This window comes from Myxacorys chilensis (assembly GCF_059505265.1).
In genome coordinates this window covers 1-4,589 of the sequence record NZ_JCACKG010000169.1, presented here as the reverse complement: position 1 = coordinate 4,589, position 4,589 = coordinate 1, and the positions used below count along the sequence as shown (strand labels likewise).

The following is a 4,589-nucleotide window of genomic DNA, read 5'->3' as shown; positions in this document are numbered from 1 at the left end:
ACTTCTGATGGAAACCGAAGGGTTCGAATATGAGTCGGATGCCTCCGGCCGGCCGATCTTCACCGGATCAGAATATCTCGCGGCAAAGCTTGTGGAGAAAGCTTGGGAGGTGCCGGAAGTTTACGACCTTTGTGCACTGCTGGCCCGCAGCAGCTTCGACGCGAAAGCTTACATTCATGAACCCTTTGCGGGTTTCATAAGCGAAGTACTAGGTGGACGAGCGCGACCAAAGCGGAGGGGGACACCTCCTCAGCCAAAGTGGCCAGAACGAGAGATGCTGTGGAGCTTGGCAAAGCAGGTAGAACAGAACTTCGGTCTCTTGCTCACAAGAAACGACGAAAGCAAGGAGGCGAGCGCCTGCGATGCTGTTGCTGAAGCTCTAACTTGGTGCGGACGCGAGACTGCGTACAGCGAGATCAAGAACCTGTTCGTGCATCCAGACTTTGCAGGTTTCCGTCAGCAGGTTACAGAGATGGCCGCCGCCAGGCGACACCGCGCCCATATCGATGAGATCATGCAGAAGCTCTTTCCCTGAGTTATAGCCACCACATACGCGCCTCCCTGAGCAAGTTCAGCTGCGAACCGCAGTGTGTTGGATAAAGCTGAGATTAGCCACCAGTTCAGCAGAATAATCTCTCATTGGCCAACATGCGATCTGCTTCCGATTGGAGCAGGTTCCGCCTATCTGCAACGCTGCGGAGGGCGCAATGTCCAGCCAACCTCGCAAGTACCTGTCCGTCCACTCGGTCGCGGCCCGCTATGAGTGCCACCCGTCCTCGGTCTGGCGATGGGTCGCGCAGGGCAAGTTCCCGGCTCCGGTTCACATCGGTGGGATGACCCGCTGGCTCGAGGCGGAAGTCGAAGAGCACGACGCCCGGGCCGAGGCCCAGCGCGAGCCCGTTGCCGCCTAACAGAACACCCGCAAAGCCGGACTGGCCTCGCGGGTGTCTATCTGTCTGGTCGCACGGAACAGGTAGCACATTCGGGCCGGTCCTTCAACAAAGGACTGCCACCTTGCTCCACATTACCGCCCTCGAGCCGACGCGCTGGGCACATGCTGCCGATCTTCTCCGCGTGCGTCGCCTGCAGCGGCGCTTCGCCTTGAGCGAGACCGCGGCGCACCTTCTTGCGGCTCTGGCCTACGGGGAGGCTCGCCAATGACCGACTCGACCACCCCCGCCCCGCGCCCGCTCAAGCACCGCCGGCAGGCCGCCTGGCGCGAGCGCAACCAGCTCAAGGTCTGGGCGCACGCCGCCCTGCGCAGCGCACTCAACCGGGGGCTCGTCGCCAAGCAGCCCTGCGAGGTCTGCGGGGCCGCGGAGACCGAGGCACACCACCCGGACCATCGCAACGCTCTCGACGTGCGCTGGCTCTGTCGGACGCATCACAAGGCGCTGCACGCGGCGGAGAAGCAGGTCCATGCCGAGGAGCGAGCGGCATGAGCGCGCCCGTCATCTTCGCCCCTCGCATGGTCACCATTCCGAAGAACAGCCGCGAGGAGGTCCTCGTCTCCGTGGACGAGTTCAAGGGCCTGCAGCTGCTCAACATCCGGGTCTGGTTCGTCGGTGACGACGGCCAGATGCGCCCTGGCAAGCAGGGCGTGGCCGTGCGGCTCGAGATGGTCCCCGATCTGTCCCGCGCCATCCGCGAGGTGACCGGATGACCGCCCGTGCCGCCCTCAAGCAGACGATGGCGGATGCGACCAGGGCGAGGTTCGTCCCGGTCGCATCCGCTTATCAGGTCGGCCGGATAAAGCGGCGTCGGGCCACTCAGGACGAGATGGAGGAGCGCGCCACCCTCCAGCGGTTCATCGGGAGGGCCACGTAATGGCGAGAGGCAAGGCGAACAGCTCGGGCCGGTCGACGAAGATGTCGCAGTTCACGCCAATGGTTCATCAGACGGTGGACTGCTTGGCGTTTCGGACCCTGACGCCGCTTGCCCAGTGCCTTTACTGGCGCCTGCGCCGCTTCGCCGGGTACGACGGGGCCAAGAACGGCGAAGCCTTCCTGAGCGTCCGGGATGCAGCGGCGGAGTTCAACGTCCACAAGGACACCGTCCGCGCTGCCTTCTACCTGCTGCAGGCCCGCGGCTTCATCGTGGCCACGCAGATCGGCAGCCTAGGGGTCGAAGGGGAGGGCAAGGCGACTCTCTGGCGCCTCACCGAGCTGCCCGCCCAGAACAACCATGCGCCAACGAGGGAGTTCTTGGCTTGGAAGCCGGGCCACGACTTCCCCGTCCAGAAGGGCAAGGCATCACGGTCCGCAAAGCAGAAGCCTGTCCTAAGGAACCGGACAGCCTGTCCTAACAAACCGGACGTTCAGTCCCGCGCGATGGCTGCAGCTGGGGCCGCCTGTCCTAACAAACCGGACGTTCTGGAGCTTTCGGAGCACCCGCCTGTCCTAACAAACCGGACATATACAGATCTACCAGGGGGACAGGGGGCATGACCATGCAGGGCCTCCTGTCCCGCGCGCACCCGACGGCCGCCTCTGAGGCATGGGCGGCCCTCCTCGCCCGCGTCCCTGATCGGCATCGCGGCGCGGCTTACTGGCGGGCTTACGACGTCGCGCTCTGGTGGTGCGCCTCGGGCCTAGCTGACCATGCGGCGGCGCTGGGCTGGGACGAGGTGGAGTTGTTCGGCGTGCGCGCTCGGCATCCGTTTCGAGGCGCGCCGCTGCGGGGAGTCGCTCTCACCGGGGCACCCCGGCTCCTGACCGATCAGGCCGCATACTTCCGCGACGGCGGCGTCGTCCGCCGCGGACAGTTCGGCCCCGACTTCATCCCCCTGTGGTGTCTCGACCGGCGGCTCAGGCGCCCCGAGAGGCATCTCGTGCAACTTCCCAGCGGCCTTTGGGCCCCCGCCACTGAATGGAGAGCGGCATGAACGACCTTTCCCCCGTGACCTCGGCCGAGGAGGCGACGACCACGGCAGAGGCCATGACGCCTCCGCAGCTGGCCACCACGCCTCCTGCGCCATCGGGCAAGGTCAAGGCCGCAGCGAAGCCGGATACGTCAAGCCTGGGCATCACCTTCGATGACACCACGCCGGGCGTGCAGAAGGTGCGCCTGTCCCGTGACGACATCCTCTGCAGCCTGTTCCACACCAAGGACCCGGCGCAGGCGAGCAATCTGCTGGCCCACTGCCTCACTGTCGTCCGAACGGACGAGGGGGGAGAGGGGAACGGCGTCCGCGACCACCGCGGTTTCATGGTCTCCGCCGTGCGCGACCTCGCGCCCCGCGACATCGTGGAGCGCATGCTCGCGGTGCAGATGGCGGCCACGCATGTGGCCATGGTACGCGCCGCCCGCCGGATGGCCGGGGCGGAGCTACTCCCGCAGCTCGAGGCCCACACCACCGCCTACAACAAGCTCGCCCGCACCTACACGGCGCAGATGGAGGCGCTCCGGAAGCATCGGGACGGGGGCAAGCAGAAGGTCACGGTGGAGCACGTCCATGTGCACCCGGGCGGACAGGCCGTCGTGGGCGACGTCCACCACGGGGGGAGGGGGGCCAAGGATGGGAAGTGACGACAACCCCATGGACCGACCGAATGCGGCGCCTCGCTGCATGGCCAATTCCAAAAGGACGGGTCAGCCCTGCCAAGCACCGGCAGTTACAGGCTGGCGCGTCTGCCGTTTCCACGGCGCAGGCGGCGGCCATCCCGCCGGACCGAAGCACCCGAGTTGGCGCCACGGGATGCGCTCCCGGCTTTGGGTGGAGGAGCGCAAGGCGTTGGCCGAGATTGTGCGCGAGACGCGCCGGATCGAGGCGCTGATCGGATGAGTGGCCGCGCCAGCCTTCAACCCTTCGCCCCAAAAGAAGAACCATCCAACCCCGATCAGAGGAGCGCGCCATGGGCGACCTACTGGACCAACTTCTAGCGCGGGAGCGCCAGCGCACGGGCGTCATGCCCCCGAAACCTGCCATTGCCGACGCCTTCTCGCGTCGTCACGGCCCAGCGGCGGCTCGGCCGAGTGCCCTGCGCGCCTCGGCATCGCCTCCCCTGGAAGCGGAGCGGCAGAGCCACAGCCAGCCCCCCGCGGCATCTGAGACGCCCTTGCTGGATGCTCTTCTGGCGCAGATGGAAGCCGAGGGACGGTTTCCGCCGCAGGGGGCAAGGCCACCCGCCACAGGGGCCGCAGCACCCGTGCCGGGCGGGCTGACACCCGAGGCCCGCGCCGCCAGCACGGTCGAAGGCCCCCACGCCTCCTATGAACAGATCATGCAGGCCCTTCGCAACGCTCACGCCGCTGGTGATACAGCCGCCGCCCAGCGCCTCGCGCAGATGGCCAGGGGCGCGCAGGCGCGCGAGGCGGGGCAGCCTGCTGCCAGTGGGGCGCCCGCAGCGCCAATCCAGGCGCAGCTGCCGAATGGTGTCATCGTGGAATTTCCCGCCGGCACGGCCGAGGACGTGATGAGTGGCGCCATTGACCGCCTGATCGTGGAGGAGGAGGCCAAACAGCCGGGTTGGTCGGGGCTCACGCCTCAGCAAATCGAGGGCATCCGTCGTCGCGTGGAGGGACAGACGCGCCCCGCGCTGAGCCCGGAGCAGATGGGCGAGTATGACGACCCTCTCGGGCAGATCGCA

General features: G+C 66.7%; 8 protein-coding genes. All 8 read left to right on the top strand.

Going from position 1 to position 4,589, the window contains the following annotated elements:
* The coding region (locus tag AC5JLB_RS13840; protein WP_495874415.1) for a hypothetical protein at positions 1 to 535 on the top strand (535 nt) is incomplete at its 5' end.
* 172 nt (positions 536 to 707) lie between these two features.
* Positions 708 to 911 (top strand): helix-turn-helix transcriptional regulator, encoded by a 204-nt coding sequence (locus tag AC5JLB_RS13835; RefSeq protein WP_495874414.1) that lies wholly within the window; start codon positions 708 to 710, stop codon positions 909 to 911.
* A gap of 246 nt (positions 912 to 1,157) precedes the next feature.
* Positions 1,158 to 1,442 carry a hypothetical protein gene (locus tag AC5JLB_RS13830; RefSeq protein WP_495874413.1) on the top strand — a complete coding sequence of 95 codons (285 nt, stop codon included), beginning with the start codon at positions 1,158 to 1,160 and terminating at the stop codon, positions 1,440 to 1,442.
* Positions 1,439 to 1,663 (top strand): transcriptional coactivator p15/PC4 family protein, encoded by a 225-nt coding sequence (locus AC5JLB_RS13825; protein ID WP_495874412.1) that lies wholly within the window; start codon positions 1,439 to 1,441, stop codon positions 1,661 to 1,663. Before AC5JLB_RS13830 ends, AC5JLB_RS13825 begins: the two co-directional genes overlap by 4 nt.
* Positions 1,660 to 1,827 (top strand): hypothetical protein, encoded by a 168-nt coding sequence (locus AC5JLB_RS13820; RefSeq protein ID WP_495874411.1) that lies wholly within the window; start codon positions 1,660 to 1,662, stop codon positions 1,825 to 1,827. Before AC5JLB_RS13825 ends, AC5JLB_RS13820 begins: the two co-directional genes overlap by 4 nt.
* Positions 1,827 to 2,447 carry a hypothetical protein gene (locus AC5JLB_RS13815; protein ID WP_495874410.1) on the top strand — a complete coding sequence of 207 codons (621 nt, stop codon included), beginning with the start codon at positions 1,827 to 1,829 and terminating at the stop codon, positions 2,445 to 2,447. Before AC5JLB_RS13820 ends, AC5JLB_RS13815 begins: the two co-directional genes overlap by 1 nt.
* 433 nt (positions 2,448 to 2,880) lie before the next feature.
* Entirely contained in the window at positions 2,881 to 3,528 is a 648-nt protein-coding gene (locus AC5JLB_RS13810) for a hypothetical protein (RefSeq protein WP_495874409.1), read from the top strand.
* 326 nt (positions 3,529 to 3,854) lie between these two features.
* On the top strand, positions 3,855 to 4,589 hold a 735-nt coding region (locus AC5JLB_RS13805; RefSeq protein WP_495874408.1), incomplete at its 3' end, for a hypothetical protein.

Excerpts from the sequence above, each read along its gene's own strand:
- AC5JLB_RS13835 (WP_495874414.1), top strand. The coding sequence starts at position 708 with ATGTCCAGCCAACCTCGCAAGTACCTGTCCGTCCACTCGGTCGCGGCC.
- AC5JLB_RS13830 (WP_495874413.1), top strand. The coding sequence starts at position 1,158 with ATGACCGACTCGACCACCCCCGCCCCGCGCCCGCTCAAGCACCGCCGG.
- AC5JLB_RS13825 (WP_495874412.1), top strand. The coding sequence starts at position 1,439 with ATGAGCGCGCCCGTCATCTTCGCCCCTCGCATGGTCACCATTCCGAAG.
- AC5JLB_RS13820 (WP_495874411.1), top strand. The coding sequence starts at position 1,660 with ATGACCGCCCGTGCCGCCCTCAAGCAGACGATGGCGGATGCGACCAGG.
- AC5JLB_RS13815 (WP_495874410.1), top strand. The coding sequence starts at position 1,827 with ATGGCGAGAGGCAAGGCGAACAGCTCGGGCCGGTCGACGAAGATGTCG.
- AC5JLB_RS13810 (WP_495874409.1), top strand. The coding sequence starts at position 2,881 with ATGAACGACCTTTCCCCCGTGACCTCGGCCGAGGAGGCGACGACCACG.